Origin of the sequence: Streptomyces sp. NPDC056061 (genome assembly GCF_042266885.1) — a bacterium.
In the GTDB taxonomy this organism is placed as follows: domain Bacteria; phylum Actinomycetota; class Actinomycetes; order Streptomycetales; family Streptomycetaceae; genus Streptomyces.
Window position 1 is genome coordinate 106042 of record NZ_JBHJWQ010000018.1, and the last position, 17514, is coordinate 123555.

Annotated in this window: 16 protein-coding genes; 14 read left to right on the forward strand and 2 right to left on the reverse strand. The window is 70.1% G+C overall.

The annotated features are described in order from the left end of the window. Positions 1-90: 90 nt before the first annotated feature. From ACFC79_RS24345 to ACFC79_RS24400, 12 genes are all read left to right on the forward strand, one after another. The gene (locus ACFC79_RS24345) at positions 91-636 is read left to right on the forward strand and encodes a hypothetical protein (protein ID WP_376243503.1); all 546 of its coding nucleotides are present in this window, start codon (positions 91-93) and stop codon (positions 634-636) included. A 170-nt stretch (positions 637-806) separates the two neighbouring features. Next, positions 807-1727, forward strand: coding sequence for a pyridoxal 5'-phosphate synthase lyase subunit PdxS (gene pdxS, locus ACFC79_RS24350; RefSeq protein ID WP_266421896.1), 921 nt, complete (start codon positions 807-809; stop codon positions 1725-1727). A 6-nt stretch (positions 1728-1733) separates the two neighbouring features. Further along, positions 1734-2327: a pyridoxal 5'-phosphate synthase glutaminase subunit PdxT gene (gene pdxT / locus ACFC79_RS24355; RefSeq protein ID WP_376243507.1), complete on the forward strand. Its 594-nt coding sequence runs from the start codon at positions 1734-1736 to the stop codon at positions 2325-2327. A gap of 62 nt (positions 2328-2389) precedes the next feature. Next, positions 2390-3142 (forward strand): YebC/PmpR family DNA-binding transcriptional regulator, encoded by a 753-nt coding sequence (locus ACFC79_RS24360; RefSeq protein ID WP_376243510.1) that lies wholly within the window; start codon positions 2390-2392, stop codon positions 3140-3142. Positions 3143-3278: 136 nt separating this feature from the next. After that, on the forward strand, positions 3279-3866 hold the full coding sequence (ruvC, locus tag ACFC79_RS24365; protein WP_376243513.1) for a crossover junction endodeoxyribonuclease RuvC: 588 nt from the start codon (positions 3279-3281) through the stop codon (positions 3864-3866). After that, the gene (ruvA, locus tag ACFC79_RS24370; protein ID WP_376243515.1) at positions 3863-4492 is read left to right on the forward strand and encodes a Holliday junction branch migration protein RuvA; all 630 of its coding nucleotides are present in this window, start codon (positions 3863-3865) and stop codon (positions 4490-4492) included. Before ruvC ends, ruvA begins: the two co-directional genes overlap by 4 nt. A 142-nt stretch (positions 4493-4634) precedes the next feature. Continuing rightward, positions 4635-5708 carry a Holliday junction branch migration DNA helicase RuvB gene (ruvB, locus tag ACFC79_RS24375; protein ID WP_376243517.1) on the forward strand — a complete coding sequence of 358 codons (1074 nt, stop codon included), beginning with the start codon at positions 4635-4637 and terminating at the stop codon, positions 5706-5708. A gap of 164 nt (positions 5709-5872) precedes the next feature. Beyond that, on the forward strand, positions 5873-6373 hold the full coding sequence (gene yajC, locus ACFC79_RS24380) for a preprotein translocase subunit YajC (protein ID WP_376243520.1): 501 nt from the start codon (positions 5873-5875) through the stop codon (positions 6371-6373). Positions 6374-6515: 142 nt separating this feature from the next. Further along, a complete protein-coding gene (gene secD, locus ACFC79_RS24385; protein WP_376243523.1) occupies positions 6516-8255 on the forward strand; it encodes a protein translocase subunit SecD in 1740 nt (579 codons plus the stop codon). Between the two features lies 1 nt (position 8256). After that, positions 8257-9360 (forward strand): protein translocase subunit SecF, encoded by a 1104-nt coding sequence (gene secF / locus ACFC79_RS24390; protein WP_376243525.1) that lies wholly within the window; start codon positions 8257-8259, stop codon positions 9358-9360. Further along, positions 9357-9911, forward strand: coding sequence for an adenine phosphoribosyltransferase (locus tag ACFC79_RS24395; protein WP_376243527.1), 555 nt, complete (start codon positions 9357-9359; stop codon positions 9909-9911). The genes secF and ACFC79_RS24395 overlap by 4 nt, the downstream gene beginning before the upstream one ends. A 358-nt stretch (positions 9912-10269) precedes the next feature. Beyond that, positions 10270-12837, forward strand: a complete 2568-nt coding sequence (locus ACFC79_RS24400; protein WP_376243530.1) for a RelA/SpoT family protein — start codon at positions 10270-10272, stop codon at positions 12835-12837. Positions 12838-13116: 279 nt separating this feature from the next. On the opposite strand, the gene ACFC79_RS24405 is transcribed toward ACFC79_RS24400, so the two are convergent. After that, a complete protein-coding gene (locus tag ACFC79_RS24405; protein WP_376243532.1) occupies positions 13117-14346 on the reverse strand; it encodes a DUF349 domain-containing protein in 1230 nt (409 codons plus the stop codon). Positions 14347-14539: 193 nt separating this feature from the next. Beyond that, on the reverse strand, positions 14540-15328 hold the full coding sequence (locus ACFC79_RS24410) for a peptidylprolyl isomerase (RefSeq protein WP_376243535.1): 789 nt from the start codon (positions 15326-15328) through the stop codon (positions 14540-14542). A gap of 145 nt (positions 15329-15473) precedes the next feature. Here ACFC79_RS24410 and ACFC79_RS24415 point away from each other — a divergent pair, with 145 nt between their 5' ends. Together ACFC79_RS24415 and hisS are read left to right on the forward strand one after the other, a co-directional pair. Then, positions 15474-16160, forward strand: a complete 687-nt coding sequence (locus tag ACFC79_RS24415; RefSeq protein WP_376243537.1) for an MBL fold metallo-hydrolase — start codon at positions 15474-15476, stop codon at positions 16158-16160. Positions 16161-16175: 15 nt separating this feature from the next. Then, positions 16176-17438, forward strand: coding sequence for a histidine--tRNA ligase (gene hisS / locus ACFC79_RS24420; protein ID WP_376243540.1), 1263 nt, complete (start codon positions 16176-16178; stop codon positions 17436-17438). The last annotated feature ends 76 nt before the right edge of the window (positions 17439-17514 follow it).

The window sequence follows — 17514 nt, forward strand, 5'->3', positions numbered from 1 at the left end:
GCCGGGACACGCGGCCGGGTCGCCCCGACCACCGCCGAACCACGGCCGGACGGCCCCGGCGCGTGCGCCCCGACGGTAGCCTTGCCGCCCGTGATCGAAACCCTCATCTGGATCGGCGTCGCGCTCGTCGCGATCGGCATGTACCTCAGCTGGACCGCGGGACGGCTGGACCGCCTGCACACCCGCATCGACGCCGCCCGCGCCGCCCTCGACGCGCAACTTCTGCGCCGCGCATCGGTCACCCAGGAACTGGCGACATCGGGCGTGCTCGACCCGGCGGCGTCCATCGTGCTGTACGAGGCCGCGCACGCCGCCCGCCAGGCCGAGGAGGAGCATCGCGAGGTCGCCGAGAGCGAGCTGAGCGCCGCTCTGCGCGCGGTGTTCGGCGAGCCGGCGCAGGTGGAGGCCGTGAAGGAGCTCCCCGGTGGGGAGGAGGCGGCGTCCGAACTCGCGGCCGCCGTGCGCCGGGTCCCGATGGCCCGAAGGTTCCACAACGACGCGGTGCGCGCCGCGCGCGCCCTGCGCCGCCACCGCAAGGTGCGGTGGTTCCGGCTGGCCGGGCACGCCCCGTTCCCGCTCGCGTTCGAAATGGACGACGAACCGCCCGTCGCCCTGGCCGACCGCCCCACCGGCTGATCCGACAGGGCGTCCGCGCGGACGTGACCGGGTTCACGACCCGTACCGTACGTGTCCAAAACGATCCACCGGCCTTCCATTGGCCCTTGATGTGGACCGCTCCCGGAGAGTTTGCTCAGCTCTGCACACATCAGCGCTTTCAGTGACTTTTCTCCGAGTGAGGTCGATCCGTGTCCACGCTTCCCACCACCCCGCAGTCCGCCGATTCCCCGGCCACCGGCACCGCCCGCGTCAAGCGCGGCATGGCCGAGCAGCTCAAGGGCGGCGTGATCATGGATGTCGTCGACGCCGAGCAGGCGAAGATCGCCGAGGACGCGGGCGCCGTGGCCGTCATGGCCCTGGAACGGGTACCGGCCGACATCCGCAAGGACGGCGGCGTGGCCCGGATGTCGGACCCGAACATGATCGAGGAGATCATCGAGGCCGTCTCCATCCCCGTGATGGCGAAGTCCCGCATCGGCCACTTCGTCGAGGCGCAGGTGCTCCAGTCCCTCGGCGTCGACTACATCGACGAGTCCGAGGTCCTCACCCCGGCCGACGAGGTCAACCACAGCGACAAGTTCGCGTTCACCACCCCGTTCGTCTGCGGCGCCACCAACCTGGGAGAGGCGCTGCGGCGCATCGCCGAGGGCGCGGCGATGATCCGTTCGAAGGGTGAGGCCGGAACCGGGAACGTCGTCGAGGCCGTCCGCCACCTGCGCCAGATCAAGAACGAGATCGCCCGCCTGCGCGGCTACGACAACAACGAGCTGTACGCCGCCGCCAAGGAGCTGCGCGCCCCGTACGAGCTGGTCAAGGAGGTCGCCGAACTCGGCAAGCTGCCGGTCGTGCTGTTCTCCGCGGGCGGCGTCGCCACCCCGGCGGACGCCGCGCTCATGCGACAGCTCGGTGCCGAGGGCGTCTTCGTCGGCTCCGGCATCTTCAAGTCGGGCGACCCGGCCAAGCGCGCCGCCGCCATCGTGAAGGCCACCACCTTCTACGACGACCCGAAGATCATCGCGGATGCCTCCCGCAACCTGGGCGAGGCCATGGTCGGCATCAACTGCGACACCCTGCCCGAGGCCGAGCGCTACGCCAACCGCGGCTGGTAAGCACCGATGAGCGACACCCCTGTGATCGGAGTCCTGGCCCTCCAGGGCGACGTGCGGGAGCACCTGATCGCCCTGGCCTCGGCAGATGCCCTGGCCAGGCCGGTCCGGCGCCCCGAGGAACTCGCCGAGGTCGACGGACTGGTCATCCCCGGCGGCGAGTCCACCACGATGTCCAAGCTGGCTGCCCTGTTCGGCATGACGGAACCGCTGCGCGAGCGGATACGGGGCGGGATGCCGGTGTACGGCACCTGCGCCGGCATGATCCTCCTCGCCGACAAGATCCTCGATCCGCGCGCCGGACAGGAGACGGTCGGTGGGATCGACATGATCGTGCGACGCAACGCCTTCGGGCGGCAGAACGAGTCCTTCGAGGCGGCCGTGCGGGTCGCCGGAATCGAGGGCGGCCCCGTCGAGGGCGTGTTCATCCGCGCCCCGTGGGTGGAGTCGGTCGGTGCCCGGGCCGAGGTGGTGGCCGAGCACGACGGCCACATCGTCGCGGTGCGCCAGGGCAACGCACTGGCGACCTCGTTCCACCCGGAACTGACCGGGGACCATCGCGTTCACGCGCTGTTCGTGGACATGGTGCGCGCAGTCGGCTGACTCGATCCCGGTAGGATCTCCCGGGTTCGGATCGATTTTTGGTGACGCGAAGGAGAAGGCAGATGTCCGGCCACTCTAAATGGGCTACGACGAAGCACAAGAAGGCCGTGATCGATGCCAAGCGCGGCAAACTCTTCGCGAAGCTGATCAAGAACATCGAGGTCGCGGCCCGCACCGGCGGGGCGGACCCCGATGGGAACCCGACCCTTGTGGACGCGATCCAGAAGGCGAAGAAGAGCTCCGTACCGAACAAGAACATTGACTCCGCGGTCAAGCGTGGCGCCGGTCTTGAGGCGGGCGGTGTCGACTACCAGACGATCATGTACGAGGGTTATGGCCCGAACGGTGTCGCGGTGCTCATCGAGTGCCTCACCGACAACCGCAACCGTGCCGCCTCCGACGTGCGCGTCGCCATGACCCGCAACGGCGGCTCGATGGCCGACCCCGGTTCGGTCTCGTACCTCTTCAACCGCAAGGGCGTCGTCATCGTCCCCAAGGGCGAGCTGACCGAGGACGACGTCCTCGGCGCGGTGCTCGAAGCGGGCGCCGAGGAGGTCAACGACCTGGGCGAGACCTACGAGGTCGTCAGCGAGGCCACCGACCTGGTCGCGGTCCGTACCGCGCTCCAGGAGGGCGACATCGACTACGACTCCGCCGAGGCCGGCTTCCTGCCCACCATGCAGGTCGAGCTGGACGAGGAGGGCGCACGCAAGATCTTCAAGCTGATCGACGCGCTGGAGGACAGCGACGACGTCCAGAATGTCTTCGCCAACTTCGACGTCTCGGACGAGGTCATGGCCAAGGTCGACGCCTGAGCCGGGTTCGACGCAGCCTTCACGCGCGGGCCGACGGGGGACACACCCCGTCGGCCCGTCGCATTGCCCGGCACGTTGTCAGTGCGAGCCGATAGCCTGCGGGAACAGTTGACCGATCAGTACGGAGGGGCCGTCCATGCGGGTACTCGGTGTCGACCCGGGGCTGACCCGGTGCGGTGTCGGTGTCGTCGAGGGCGTGGCGGGCCGCCCCCTCACCATGCTCGCCGTCGGAGTCGTCCGCACCCCGGCCGACGCGGAGCTCGGCCATCGACTCGTCGCCATCGAACGCGGCATCGAGGAGTGGCTCGACGAGCACCGGCCGGAGTACGTCGCCGTGGAACGGGTGTTCAGTCAGCACAACGTCCGCACGGTCATGGGCACGGCCCAGGCCAGCGCGGTCGCCATGCTCTGCGCGTCCCGCCGCGGCATACCGGTCGCCCTGCACACACCGAGCGAGGTCAAGGCAGCCGTCACCGGCAGCGGCCGCGCCGACAAGGCCCAGGTCGGCGCCATGGTCACCCGGCTGCTGAGGCTCGACGCACCGCCGAGACCGGCCGACGCCGCCGACGCACTGGCCCTGGCCATCTGCCACATCTGGCGCGCTCCCGCGGTCAACCGCCTCCAGCAGGCGCACGCGGCGGCCGCCGCGTCCCGCGCACCGCGCCCCCCTCGTACATCCGCGGGCAGCACCCCCGCGGCCCCCGTCCGGAAGGTCCCCCGATGATCGCCTTCGTCAGCGGCCCCGTCGCCGCACTCGCACCGACCACGGCCGTGATCGAGGTCGGCGGCATCGGCATGGCCGTCCAGTGCACCCCGGGCACCCTCGCCGACCTGCGCGTCGGCCAGGAGGCGAGGCTGGCCACCTCCCTCATCGTCCGGGAGGACTCGCTTACCCTCTACGGCTTCGCCGACGACGACGAGCGCCAGGTCTTCGAGCTGCTCCAGACCGCCAGCGGCGTCGGCCCGCGACTCGCCCAGGCGATGCTCGCCGCGCACAGCCCGGACGCCCTGCGGATCGCGGTCGCCACCGGGGACGAGAAGGCGCTCACCGCCGTCTCCGGCATCGGCAAGAAGGGCGCGCAGAAGCTCCTCCTCGAACTCAAGGACAGACTCGGGGAGCCCGTCGGCACCGCGAGGATCGGCCACCAGGGGATCGGCGCCGCGGTCACTCCCGCCTGGCGCGACCAGCTGCACGCCGCTCTCATCGGTCTCGGCTACGCCACCCGCGAGGCCGATGAGGCGGTCGCCGCTGTCACCCCGCAGGCCGAGGCGGCGCTGGCGGAGAACGGGCAGGCCCCGGTGCCGCAGCTGCTGCGCGCCGCGCTGCAGACCCTCAACCGCGCGCGCTGATCCGAGCAGCGCAACCCCGGGACCCCGGGCCCTTCGGGACTCCTGGGATTCCCGAGACTCCTGGGACTCCCGGGAAAGGGAACACCCCGACGCCGGGCCGGGCACCGCACGGCACCGAGACATCCGAGGCGGGACAGACGCAATGAACTGGGACGAGACCGGACCCGACACCGGCGAGCGGCTCGACGAACGCCTCGTCGACGCCGGCGCGGACGGCGAGGACACCGCGGTCGAGGCGGCACTGCGGCCGAAGGACCTCGACGAATTCGTCGGTCAGGAAAAAGTGCGTGAACAGTTGGATCTGGTCCTCAAGGCGGCCAGGGCCCGCGGTGCCACCGCCGACCACGTGCTGCTCTCCGGCGCCCCCGGCCTGGGCAAGACCACCCTCTCCATGATCATCGCCGCCGAGATGGGCGCCCCGATCCGGATCACCTCGGGCCCCGCCATCCAGCACGCGGGCGACCTCGCCGCGATCCTCTCCTCCCTCCAGGAGGGCGAGGTCCTCTTCCTCGACGAGATCCACCGCATGTCGCGGCCCGCCGAGGAGATGCTCTACATGGCGATGGAGGACTTCCGGGTCGACGTGATCGTCGGCAAGGGACCCGGTGCCACCGCCATCCCGCTGGAACTCCCGCCCTTCACCCTGGTCGGCGCCACCACCCGGGCCGGGCTGCTGCCGCCCCCGTTGCGCGACCGTTTCGGCTTCACCGGCCACATGGAGTTCTACGTGCCCACCGAGCTGGAACGCGTCATCCAGCGTTCGGCCCGTCTTCTCGACGTGGTGATAGACGCGGACGGCGCCGCCGAGATCGCCGGACGCTCGCGCGGCACCCCCCGCATCGCCAACCGGCTGCTGCGCCGCGTCCGGGACTACGCCCAGGTCAAGGCCGACGGCCGGATCGACCGCCCGGTCGCCTCCGCGGCACTCGGGGTCTACGAGGTCGACGCCCGCGGACTCGACCGACTCGACCGGGCGGTGCTCGGCGCCCTGCTGAAGCTGTTCGGCGGCGGGCCCGTCGGCCTGTCCACCCTGGCGGTCGCGGTGGGCGAGGAGCGCGAGACGGTCGAAGAGGTCGCGGAACCGTTCCTGGTACGGGAGGGGCTCCTGGCCAGAACGCCGCGCGGACGGGTCGCGACACCCGCGGCCTGGGCCCATCTCGGGCTCGTTCCCCCGCAGCACGGCGGAAAGGGACAACAGGGCCTGTTCGGGGCGTGACGTGTCACAGCTCGGCCGGGACAGGAACCAACCGGCGGCGTCGGGCGTTGTTCCATCGATGCGGACTCGCTTAGACTCCGCCGATGCCGCCCGTATGGGCCGGTGTACCCACCCCCGAAGATCAGGCCGTCCTCCGGTGCGGTCGTGCGAAGGAAACTCGTCCCGTGAATCCCGTGTCTCTCCTCCCCTTCATCGTGCTCATCGGGGCCATGTTCCTGATGACCCGGTCCGCCAAGAAGAAGCAGGCGGCCGCCGCCCAGATGCGCAACGAGATGCAGCCCGGCGCCGGCGTCCGGACCATCGGGGGCATGTACGCCACCGTCAAGGAGGTTCACGACGACACGGTTCTCCTCGAGGTCGCGCCCGGCGTCCACGCCATTTACGCCAAGAACGCCATCGGTGCCGTCCTCGACGACGCCGAGTACAACCGCATCGTCCACGGCGACGACGAGAACGCCCTCGACATCGAGGGCACCGTCGTGCCCGACGACGCCTCCTCGCTGACCGAGGCGGAGGACGCCGAGAAGACCTCGGACGACGCCAGGATCGACCTTGGCAAGAAGGCCGAGTCCGACGACGCCGAGCCGAAGGACATCGAGCCGAAGGACGCCGAGTCCGGCAAGAAGTCCGAGGGCAAGACCGACGGCGAGGCCGACGCGAAGTAGCCCACGACCCGGGGATGCCGCGAGCCCACCGGCACCAGGCCCCCGGACCGTGCGATCCTCCGCGGGGCGGGTCCCCACTACACTTCGTGGCCGCTCCGTCGCACACCCGGCGCGGGGCGGTTGGACAGGGAGAAACGACAAGGTGGCAGCACCGAAGAAGAGTCGGGGAGCGGCCAAAGGCGGTCAGAGCAAGCCAGGGCGTTCCCTGGCTCTGATCCTGATCGCCATGGTCGCGCTCACCGGCGGGATGTTCTTGTCCGGTCAAACCACGCCCCGGCTTGGTATCGACTTGGCGGGCGGCACATCCATCACGCTCAAGGCTCAGCCCCAGCCCGGTAAGCCGAACGCGATCAACCAGACCAACATGGACACCGCGGCCGGCATCATCGAACGCCGTGTCAATGGTCTGGGTGTCTCCGAGGCCGAGGTCCAGACCGAGGGCCGGGACAACATCGTCGTCAACATCCCCAAGGGGACGAACTCGCAGCAGGCCCGGGAGCAGGTCGGTACGACCGCCCAGCTCTACTTCCGGCCGGTGCTGACCGTCGCCGCGGGGGCGCCGACGCCCCAGGGCACCGCAAGCCCCTCGCCCTCCGGCTCGCCGAAGCCGGGCAAGTCCGCTGATACCGGAGCGAAGACGCCGGACTCCACGGCCACCCCCTCGGCCACTGCCACCACCCAGGGCCGTGCGGTGACCGGTGGCCTGCTGAAGGACACGACGCCCAGCCCCAACGCGTCCGGTACGTCGAAGGAGCCCACCGCCCCCGCGGCTCCCGACCCGGCCACCGCCGCGCTGGAGAAGAAGTTCAGCGCTCTGGACTGCTCCAACAGGGCCGGTCGGGCGTCGGCGGGCGCGAATGTGCAGCCCACCGAGCCCACCGTCGCGTGCAGCTCCGAGGGTGACGCCAAGTACATCCTCGGCCCGGCCGAGGTCTCCGGCACGGATGTGGACAGCGCCAAGGGCGCGATCAACCAGCAGGACGGTCAGTGGATCGTCCAGATGGAGTTCACCAAGGGCGGTGCCAAGAAGTTCCAGAAGATCACGGGCCGGCTCGCGCAGCAGCAGTCGCCGCAGAACCAGTTCGCCATCGTGCTCGACGGCGAGGTCGTCTCGGCCCCTTACGTGCGCACGGCCCTGAGCGCGAACGCCGAGATCTCCGGCAGCTTCAACCAGCAGTCCGCCGAGGACCTCGCCAACGTGCTCTCCTACGGTGCTCTGCCGCTCAGCTTCAAGGAGCAGACCGTCACCACCGTCACGGCCGCTCTCGGGGGTGAGCAGCTGCAAGCCGGGCTGATCGCCGGTGCCATCGGACTGGCCCTGGTCATCATCTACCTGGTGAGTTACTACCGTGGCCTGGCGTTCATCGCCCTTCTGAGCCTCCTGGCCTCGGGCATCCTGAGCTACACCCTCATGGCGCTGCTCGGCCCGGCCATCGGCTTCGCGCTGAACCTCCCCGCGGTCTGCGGTGCCATCGTGGCCATCGGTATCACCGCGGACTCCTTCATCGTGTACTTCGAGAGGATCCGCGACGAGATCCGCGAGGGCCGCACCCTGCGTCCCGCCGTCGAGCGGGCGTGGCCGCGTGCCCGGCGCACCATTCTGGTCTCCGACTTCGTCTCCTTCCTCGCCGCGGCGGTCCTCTTCGTCGTCACCGTCGGCAAGGTCCAGGGCTTCGCCTTCACGCTGGGGCTCACCACCGTGCTCGACGTGGTCGTGGTGTTCCTCTTCACCAAGCCGGTCATGACGATGATGGCCCGCACGAAGTTCTTCGCCGGCGGTCACCCGTGGTCCGGTCTGGACCCGAAGCGGCTCGGCGCCAAGCCACCACTGCGCCGTTCGCGCCGTGTCAACGCCCCCACCGACCACCCGAAGGAGGCGTGAGATGTCGCGACTCGGCACTCTCGGCGCCCGTCTCTACCGCGGCGAAGTCGGATACGACTTCGTCGGCAAGCGCAAGATCTGGTACGGCGTCTCGATCCTGATCACCATCACGGCCATCGTCGGCCTGGCGGTCAGTGGTCTGAACATGGGCATCGAATTCAAGGGCGGTGCCGTCTTCACCACCCCGAAGACGAGCGTGAGCGTCGACGAAGCGGAGAACATCGCGACTGAGGCGTCCGGCCATCAGGCGATCGTCCAGAAGCTCGGCAACGGCGGTCTGCGCATCCAGATCACCGAAGTCGACACCGCGAAGTCCGACCAGATCAAGACCCTGCTCTCCAAGGACCTCGGTGTCCCGTCCGAGAAGATCGCCGCCGATCTGGTCGGCCCCAGCTGGGGTGAGCAGATCGCCAACAAGGCCTGGACCGGCCTCGGCATCTTCATGGTTCTCGTCGTGGTCTACCTGGCCATCGCCTTCGAATGGCGGATGGCCATCGCGGCCCTGGTCGCTCTGATCCACGACATCACCATCACGGTCGGTGTCTACGCCCTGGTGGGCTTCGAGGTCACCCCGGGCACCGTGATCGGTCTGCTGACCATTCTCGGCTACTCCCTCTACGACACGGTCGTCGTATTCGACAGCCTCAGGGAGAGCACGGACGGCATCACCAAGCAGACCCGGTGGACGTACGGCGAGATCGCCAACCGTTCGATCAACGGCACCCTGGTCCGCTCCATCAACACCACGGTCGTGGCCCTGCTCCCCGTCGCCGGTCTGCTCTTCATCGGCGGCGGTGTCCTCGGCGCAGGCATGCTGAACGACATCTCGCTGTCGCTGTTCGTCGGCCTCGCGGCCGGTGCGTACTCCTCGATCTTCATCGCCACGCCGCTCGTCGCCGACCTCAAGGCACGCGATCCGCAGATGAAGGCGCTCAAGAAGCGGGTGCTCGCCAAGCGTGCGGCAGCCGCCGCCAAGGGCGAGTCCGCCGAGGACGAGCGCTCCGAGGACGGCCTCCCGGCGGGTGCGACTACCGCCGCCGCGGTCGTCGGCCAGCGCCAGCAGCCCCACCGGGGCCAGGGCCGCACCCCGGGGAACCGCCGATGACCAGCAGCACCACCGAGAGCACCCGTGAGCTTCTGCTGAGCCGCATCCGCGACGTGGTCGACTATCCGAAGCCGGGCGTGGTCTTCAAGGACATCACCCCGTTGCTCGCGGACCCGGCCGCGTTCGAGGCCCTCACCGACACCCTCGCGGAACTGTGCGTACGGCACGGCGCCACGAAGATCGTCGGCCTGGAGGCACGCGGCTTCATCCTGGCCGCCCCGGTCGCGGTGCGTGCCGGTCTCGGCTTCGTACCCGTCCGCAAGGCGGGCAAGCTGCCCGGAGCCACGCTCAGCCAGGCGTACGAGCTGGAGTACGGCACGGCCGAGATCGAGATCCACGCGGAGGACCTGTCCGCCGGTGACCGGATCATGGTCATCGACGACATCCTCGCCACGGGCGGCACCGCCGAGGCGTCGCTGGAGCTGATCCGGAGGGCCGGTGCCGAGGTCGCGGGCGTCGCGGTCCTGATGGAACTCGGCTTCCTGGACGGGCGCGCGCGCATGGAGCGGGCCCTGGCGGGTGCTCCGCTGGAGGCTCTCATCCACGTGTAAGTGCGGCGTACATGAATCGGGTGTTCAGATTCTCTTCCGGACACCCGATTCGCATGTGCGTATCAGGGTCGGCGAAGCAGTGACTCCAATGCACTGCGTGGGGCGACGTCGCCGCCTTCACGGTCCGAGCGGAGCCCGTGTCCGCAGGGGGTCCGTTGCTTCTTCCCGGGCCCGGCCGACGCTCGGACCATCGGCCCGTGGCGGGCTCGGTGCACTCACGGACAGCAAGGACGGGCACCCGGGAACAACCGGGTGCCCGTTCGTCGTTGTGAGGGGTCTCGCCGTCCCCGGGCGAGGACCGGCCACCGGGTCGATACGATGGCCTTTCCGGGAGTCCGGATCCGCACGAGGAGCGCTCTTGCCAGACGAGGCCCAGCCAGTTGCCGCCCCGCAGCCCGACAAGCCCGCGGCGGCCTCAGCCACGCCCGGGAAGAAGCAGCCCGCGCAGAAGCCGAAGCCCCCGGCCCCCGAGCCCGGAACGGACACGGACCGCTCCGCCGCCCCGGCGCTGCGGCCCGCCTCGCCCGCGCAGCCGACCGCTCCCGCCTCCCCGGCCTCGTCCACCCCGAAGCCCCCGGCGAAGCCCGCCGTCCGGTCGGCCTCCCCGGCCGCCCCGACGGGCAGGTCCGGTGGCTCCTCCAACCGGGTGAGGGCCAGGCTCGCGCGCCTCGGCGTGCAGCGTTCCAGCCCGTACAACCCGGTTCTCGAACCGCTGCTGCGCACCGTCCGCGGCAACGACACCAAGATCGAGAACTCCACGCTGCGCCAGATCGAGCGGGCCTACCAGGTCGCCGAGCGCTGGCACCGCGGGCAGAAGCGCAAGAGCGGCGACCCGTACATCACCCACCCGCTCGCCGTCACGACGATCCTCGCCGAGCTGGGCATGGACCCGGCGACGCTGATGGCCGGACTGCTGCACGACACGGTCGAGGACACCGAGTACGGCCTGGACACCCTGCGCCAGGACTTCGGCGACCAGGTGGCCCTACTCGTCGACGGCGTCACCAAGCTGGACAAGGTCAAGTTCGGCGAGGCCGCACAGGCCGAGACCGTGCGCAAGATGGTCGTCGCCATGGCCAAGGATCCCCGGGTCCTGGTGATCAAGCTCGCCGACCGGCTGCACAACATGCGCACCATGCGCTACCTCAAGCGGGAGAAGCAGGAGAAGAAGGCCCGCGAGACGCTGGAGATCTACGCCCCGCTGGCGCACCGCCTGGGCATGAACACCATCAAGTGGGAGCTGGAGGACCTCGCCTTCGCGATCCTCTACCCCAAGATGTACGACGAGATCGTCCGTCTCGTCGCCGAGCGGGCCCCCAAGCGCGACGAATACCTCGCCATAGTGACCGACGAGGTCCAGGCCGACCTGCGGGCCGCCCGGATCAAGGCGACCGTCACCGGTCGGCCGAAGCACTACTACAGCGTCTACCAGAAGATGATCGTGCGGGGCCGGGACTTCGCGGAGATCTACGACCTGGTGGGCATCCGGGTCCTCGTCGACACCGTCCGCGACTGCTACGCGGCGCTCGGCACCGTCCACGCGCGATGGAATCCGGTCCCCGGCCGGTTCAAGGACTACATCGCGATGCCCAAGTTCAACATGTACCAGTCGCTGCACACCACGGTGATCGGGCCGAGCGGCAAGCCCGTCGAACTGCAGATCCGCACGTTCGACATGCACCGGCGCGCCGAGTACGGCATCGCCGCGCACTGGAAGTACAAGCAGGAGGCCGTCGCCGGTGCCTCCAAGGTGCGCACGGACGTGCCCAAGCACACCGGCCGCGGCCAGGACACCGTCAACGACATGGCGTGGCTGCGCCAGCTCCTGGACTGGCAGAAGGAGACCGAGGACCCCAGCGAGTTCCTGGAGTCCCTGCGCTTCGACCTCTCCCGCAACGAGGTCTTCGTCTTCACGCCCAAGGGCGACGTCATCGCGCTCCCCGCAGGTGCCACACCGGTCGACTTCGCCTACGCGGTCCACACGGAGGTCGGCCACCGGACCATAGGGGCACGGGTCAACGGGCGGCTCGTGCCGCTGGAGTCGACCCTCGACAACGGCGACCTCGTGGAGGTCTTCACCTCCAAGGCGGCCGGCGCCGGTCCCTCGCGCGACTGGCTCGGCTTCGTCAAGTCGCCCCGGGCCCGCAACAAGATCCGTGCCTGGTTCTCCAAGGAGCGCCGCGACGAGGCGATCGAGCAGGGCAAGGACGCCATCGCGCGGGCCATGCGCAAGCAGAACCTGCCGATCCAGCGCATCCTCACCGGTGACTCCCTGGTCACGCTCGCGCACGAGATGCGTTACCCCGACATATCGTCGCTGTACGCGGCGATCGGCGAGGGCCATGTGGCCGCGGCCGGGGTCGTGCAGAAGCTGGTCCAGGCGCTCGGCGGCGAGGACGAGGCCAACGAGGACATCGCGGAGAGCTCGCCGCCCTCGCGCGGCCGCGCCAAGCGCCGTGCCAACGCCGACCCGGGCGTGGTCGTCAAGGGCGTCGAGGACGTCTGGGTGAAACTGGCCCGCTGCTGCACGCCCGTCCCCGGCGATCCGATCATCGGCTTCGTGACCCGCGGCAGCGGCGTCTCCGTGCACCGCGCCGACTGCGTCAACGTGGACTCGCTGTCGCAGCAGCCGGAACGCATCCTGGACGTCGAATGGGCACCGACCCAGTCCTCGGTCTTCCTGGTCGCCATCCAGGTCGAGGCACTCGACCGGTCCCGGCTGCTCTCGGACGTCACCCGGGTCCTGTCCGACCAGCACGTCAACATCCTGTCGGCGGCCGTGCAGACCTCCCGGGACCGGGTGGCCACCTCGCGCTTCACCTTCGAGATGGGCGACCCGAAGCACCTCGGACACGTTCTCAAGGCCGTCCGGGGCGTGGAGGGCGTCTACGACGTGTACCGGGTGACCTCGGCACGCAGACCCTGACGGAGACGGTGTCCCGGATCCACGGGCCGCCGGGCCGAGAGTGCGGACGGCCCGGGACGCGGGAAGCGAGGGGCCGGAATGCCGACCGTCGTCCTGCGAACGGTTCGTCCCTCGCCCTGATCATTTCGTCCCTCGCCCTGATCATGGCGAAAGCCCCCTGGATCCGCCTTCCTCAAGGCGGATCCAGGGGGCTTTCCCCACGAACCGACAGGGCCGGCCGGAGCGGCCGAGTGGCCGTCCCGACCGGCCCGGCAGGTCAGGTGCGGTGCCGATCCACGATCAGCCGCCGAACTCCTCCAGCCCCTTCAGCGCCTGGTCCAGCAGCGCCTGACGGCCTTCGAGCTCCTTGGCCAGCTTGTCGGCGCGGGCGTTGTTCCCCGCGGCGCGCGCCGTGTCGATCTGCCCGCGCAGCTTGTCGACGGCAGCCTGCAACTGGCCGGTCAGACCCGCGGCACGCGCGCGCGCCTCAGGGTTCGTCCGACGCCACTCGGCCTCCTCCGCCTCCTGGAGCGCCCGCTCCACCGCGTGCATCCGCCCCTCGACCTTCGGACGGGCATCGCGCGGCACGTGACCGATGGCCTCCCAGCGCTCGTTGAGGCCCCGGAACGCGGCGCGGGCCGCCTTCAGGTCCTTCACCGGCACCAGCCGCTCGGCCTCGGTGGCCAGTTCCTCCTTGAGCTTGAGGTTCTCGCCCTGCTCGGCGTCCCGCTCGGCGAAGACCTCGCCGCGGGCGGCGAAGAAGACGTCCTGGGCGCCGCGGAACCGGTTCCACAGGTCGTCCTCGGCCTCGCGCTGGGCGCGGCCCGCCGCCTTCCACTCCGTCATCAGGTCGCGGTAACGGGCGGCCGTGGCCCCCCAGTCCGTGGAGCCGGAGAGCGCCTCGGCCTCCGCGACCAGCTTCTCCTTGGCCTTGCGGGCCTCCTCGCGCTGGGCGTCCAGCGAGGCGAAGTGGGCCTTGCGACGCTTGGAGAACGCCGAACGGGCGTGGGAGAACCGGTGCCACAACTCGTCGTCGGACTTGCGGTCGAGCCGCGGAAGCCCCTTCCACGTGTCGACGAGCGCGCGCAGGCGCTCGCCCGCGGCACGCCACTGCTCGCTCCGCGCCAGCTCCTCGGCCTCGGCGACCAGCTCCTCCTTGGCGCGCTTCGCCTCGTCGGCCTGCTTCGCCTTCTGGACCTTGCGTTCCTCGCGCCGCGACTCGACCGTCGCGACCAGGGCGTCGAGCCGCTTGCGCAGCGCGTCGAGGTCACCGACGGCGTGATGCTCGTCCACCTGCAGACGCAGGTGCCCGATGGCGGCCGTGGCGTCCTTCGCCGACAGGTCGGTGGTCTTCACCCGACGTTCGAGGAGGCCGATCTCGACCACAATGCCCTCGTACTTGCGCTCGAAGTAGGCCAGGGCCTCCTCGGGGGATCCCGCCTGCCACGATCCGACGACCTGCTCGCCGTCGGCCGTACGCACGTACACGGTGCCCGTCTCATCGACGCGGCCCCACGGGTCGCTGCTCACAGCGCCTCCTCCACCTGATGCCTGCGAGGGGGTTCGCCCCCCTGGCATCGTCCACAGTTTCCTGGGGCGGGCAGCGCCCGCCCTGCACAACGCCAATCTAGGCGACCGGCCGCCCGGCTGTCCGCACTCCGCGCGGCCGAAAATTATCCGGCCCGGGCGCGACGGGCGGCCCGGGTCCGGTCGCCCGAACGCGTCACGACTTGGCGACGGTCGCCTTCGAGATGTCCACTGCCGTCTTCGGCGCACCGTCGGCCGCGCCGCCGGCCACACCCGCCGCGCCGATCTTCTCGACCGCCTTCAGCGAGGCGCCGTCCATGGTGCCGAACGGCGTGTAGGTGGGCGGCAGTTTGCTGTCCTTGTACACCAGGAAGAACTGGCTGCCGCCGGTGTGCGGCTGACCGGTGTTGGCCATCGCCACCGTGCCCGCCGGGTAGGTGACCGTCCCGTCTGCGGCCGCCTTGCCCAGCCCGGTCAGGTTCTCGTCCGGGATCGTGTATCCGGGGCCGCCGCTGCCGTTGCCCTCGGGGTCGCCGCACTGCAGGACGAAGATGCCCTGCGTGGTCAGCCGGTGGCACTTCGTGCCGTCGAAGAAGCCCTTGTCGGACAGTGCCTTGAACGAGTTCGTGGTGTGCGGGGTCTTCGCCGCGTCCATCGCGAACGCGATGTCGCCCGCGCCCGTCTTGAGCGACATCGTGTACTTCGCCGCCTTGTCGATCTTCATCGCGGGCTCGGGCTCGCTGCTCTCGCCCGGCGACGGCGACTCGGACGGGCTCGCGCTCGCCGCCGCGTCGCCCTTGTCCTTCTTGTCGTCGCCGTCGAGGGCGAGATACGTGCCGACCCCGGCGACCGCCACCACGGCCACGGCGGCCGAGATCGCGATCGTCAGCCGCTTCGACCTGCGGCGGGCCTCCTCCCGGCGCTGCTGCTGCCGCTCGAACTTCTCCCTGGCGAGCTGCCGCCGCCGCTGATCGCTGCTGACCACCGGGTGATCTCCTTGTAGTTCGTGTGGGGCCTGGGCTGCCCGTACCGTATATGGGTTAGCTGTGGAATGAGGAGCGCCGGTAGGCTCTGAACCGCCGCGACCTTCTCAGTCGCCATCCGCCGTCGGACGACCAGTAAGGACGATCGTGCTCATTGCCGGGTTCCCCGCAGGGGCCTGGGGGACCAACTGTTACCTGGTCGCCCCGGCCGCGGGTGAGGAGTGCGTCATCATCGACCCGGGCCACCGGGCCGCCGCCGGCGTCGAGGAAGCGCTCAAGAAGCATCGGCTGAAGCCTGTCGCCGTCGTACTGACGCACGGACACATCGATCACGTCGCCTCGGTCGTCCCGGTGTGCGGCGCGCACGACATCCCCGCCTGGATCCACCCGGAGGACCGGTACATGATGAGCGACCCGGAGAAGGCCCTCGGCCGCTCCATCGGGATGCCGCTCATGGGCGAGCTGACGGTGGGGGAGCCGGACGACGTCAGGGAGCTGGGTGACGGAACCCCGCTGAAGCTGGCCGGTCTGGAGTTCGCCGTCGCGCATGCGCCCGGCCATACCAAGGGGTCGGTGACGTATCGGATGCCCGAGGCCGCGGACGTTCCGCAGATCCTCTTCTCGGGTGACCTGATCTTCGCCGGCTCCGTCGGACGCACCGACCTGCCCGGCGGCGACCACGCCGAGTTGCTCGATTCGCTGGCGCGCGTGTGCGTGCCGCTCGACGACTCGACCGTGGTGCTGTCGGGCCACGGCCCCCAGACGACCATCGGCCGCGAGCGCGCCACCAACCCGTTCCTGAACGGCCTGGACGCGCCCCGACCGGGAATGTGACGAGAGACAAGAATCGTGAGCACCTTCAAGGCCCCCAGGGGCACGTACGACCTGACCCCGCCCGACTCCGCGACGTACCTCGCGGTGCGCGAGGCGATCGCCGCACCCCTGAAGAACTCCGGCTACGGCTACATCGAGACGCCCGGCTTCGAGGACGTCGCCCTCTTCTCGCGCGGCGTCGGTGAGTCCACCGACATCGTGACCAAGGAGATGTACACCCTCACCACCAAGGGCGGCTCCCAGCTCGCGCTGCGCCCCGAGGGCACCGCCTCGGTGCTGCGCGCGGCGCTGGAGGCCAACCTCCACAAGCTCGGCAACCTGCCGGTGAAGCTCTGGTACTCCGGCTCGTACTACCGCTACGAGCGTCCGCAGAAGGGCCGCTACCGGCACTTCTCGCAGGTCGGTGCCGAGGCCATCGGTGCCGAGGACCCGGCGCTGGACGCCGAGCTGATCATCCTGGCAGACCAGGCGTACCGGGCGCTGGGCCTGCGGAACTTCCGCATCCTGCTCAACTCGCTGGGCGACCGGGAGTGCCGTCCCGTCTACCGGGACGCGCTCCAGGGCTTCCTGCGCGAACTCGACCTGGACGAGGAGACCCGCCGCCGCATCGAGATCAACCCGCTGCGGGTCCTCGACGACAAGCGGCCCGAGGTCCAGAAGCAACTGGTCGGCGCGCCGGTGCTGCGCGACTTCCTGTGCGATGCCTGCAAGGCGTACCACGAGGAGGTCCGCGACCTGCTCACCGCGTCGGGCGTGGTGTACGAGGACGACGAGAAGCTGGTCCGCGGCCTCGACTACTACACCCGCACCACCTTCGAGTTCGTCCACGACGGACTCGGGTCGCAGTCCGCGGTGGGCGGCGGCGGCCGTTACGACGGCCTGTCCGAGATGATCGGCGGCCCGGCGCTCCCGTCGGTCGGCTGGGCGCTCGGGGTGGACCGCACGGTGCTCGCGCTGGAGGCGGAGGGCATCGAGCTCGAACTGCCTGCGGCCACCAGCGTCTTCGCCGTGCCGCTGGGCGAGGAGGCCCGGCGGGTCCTCTTCGGGGTCGTCACGCAGCTGCGTCGCGAGGGCGTGGCGGCGGACTTCGCGTACGGCAACCGCGGCCTCAAGGGCGCCATGAAGAGCGCGAACCGCTCGGGCGCGCGGTTCACGATCGTCGCGGGCGAGCGGGACCTGGCCGAGGGAGTCGTCCAGCTCAAGGACATGGAGTCGGGCGAGCAGACGGCGGTTCCGTTGTCCGACGTGACCGCGACGGTCCGCGAGCGCCTGGCCTGAGGCCGCGTCCTCGCCCCGCGCGTGCCCGGAGGACCGGAGTTCAGGTCTGCCGGGCACGCGCGGTCGTGCCGCCGCC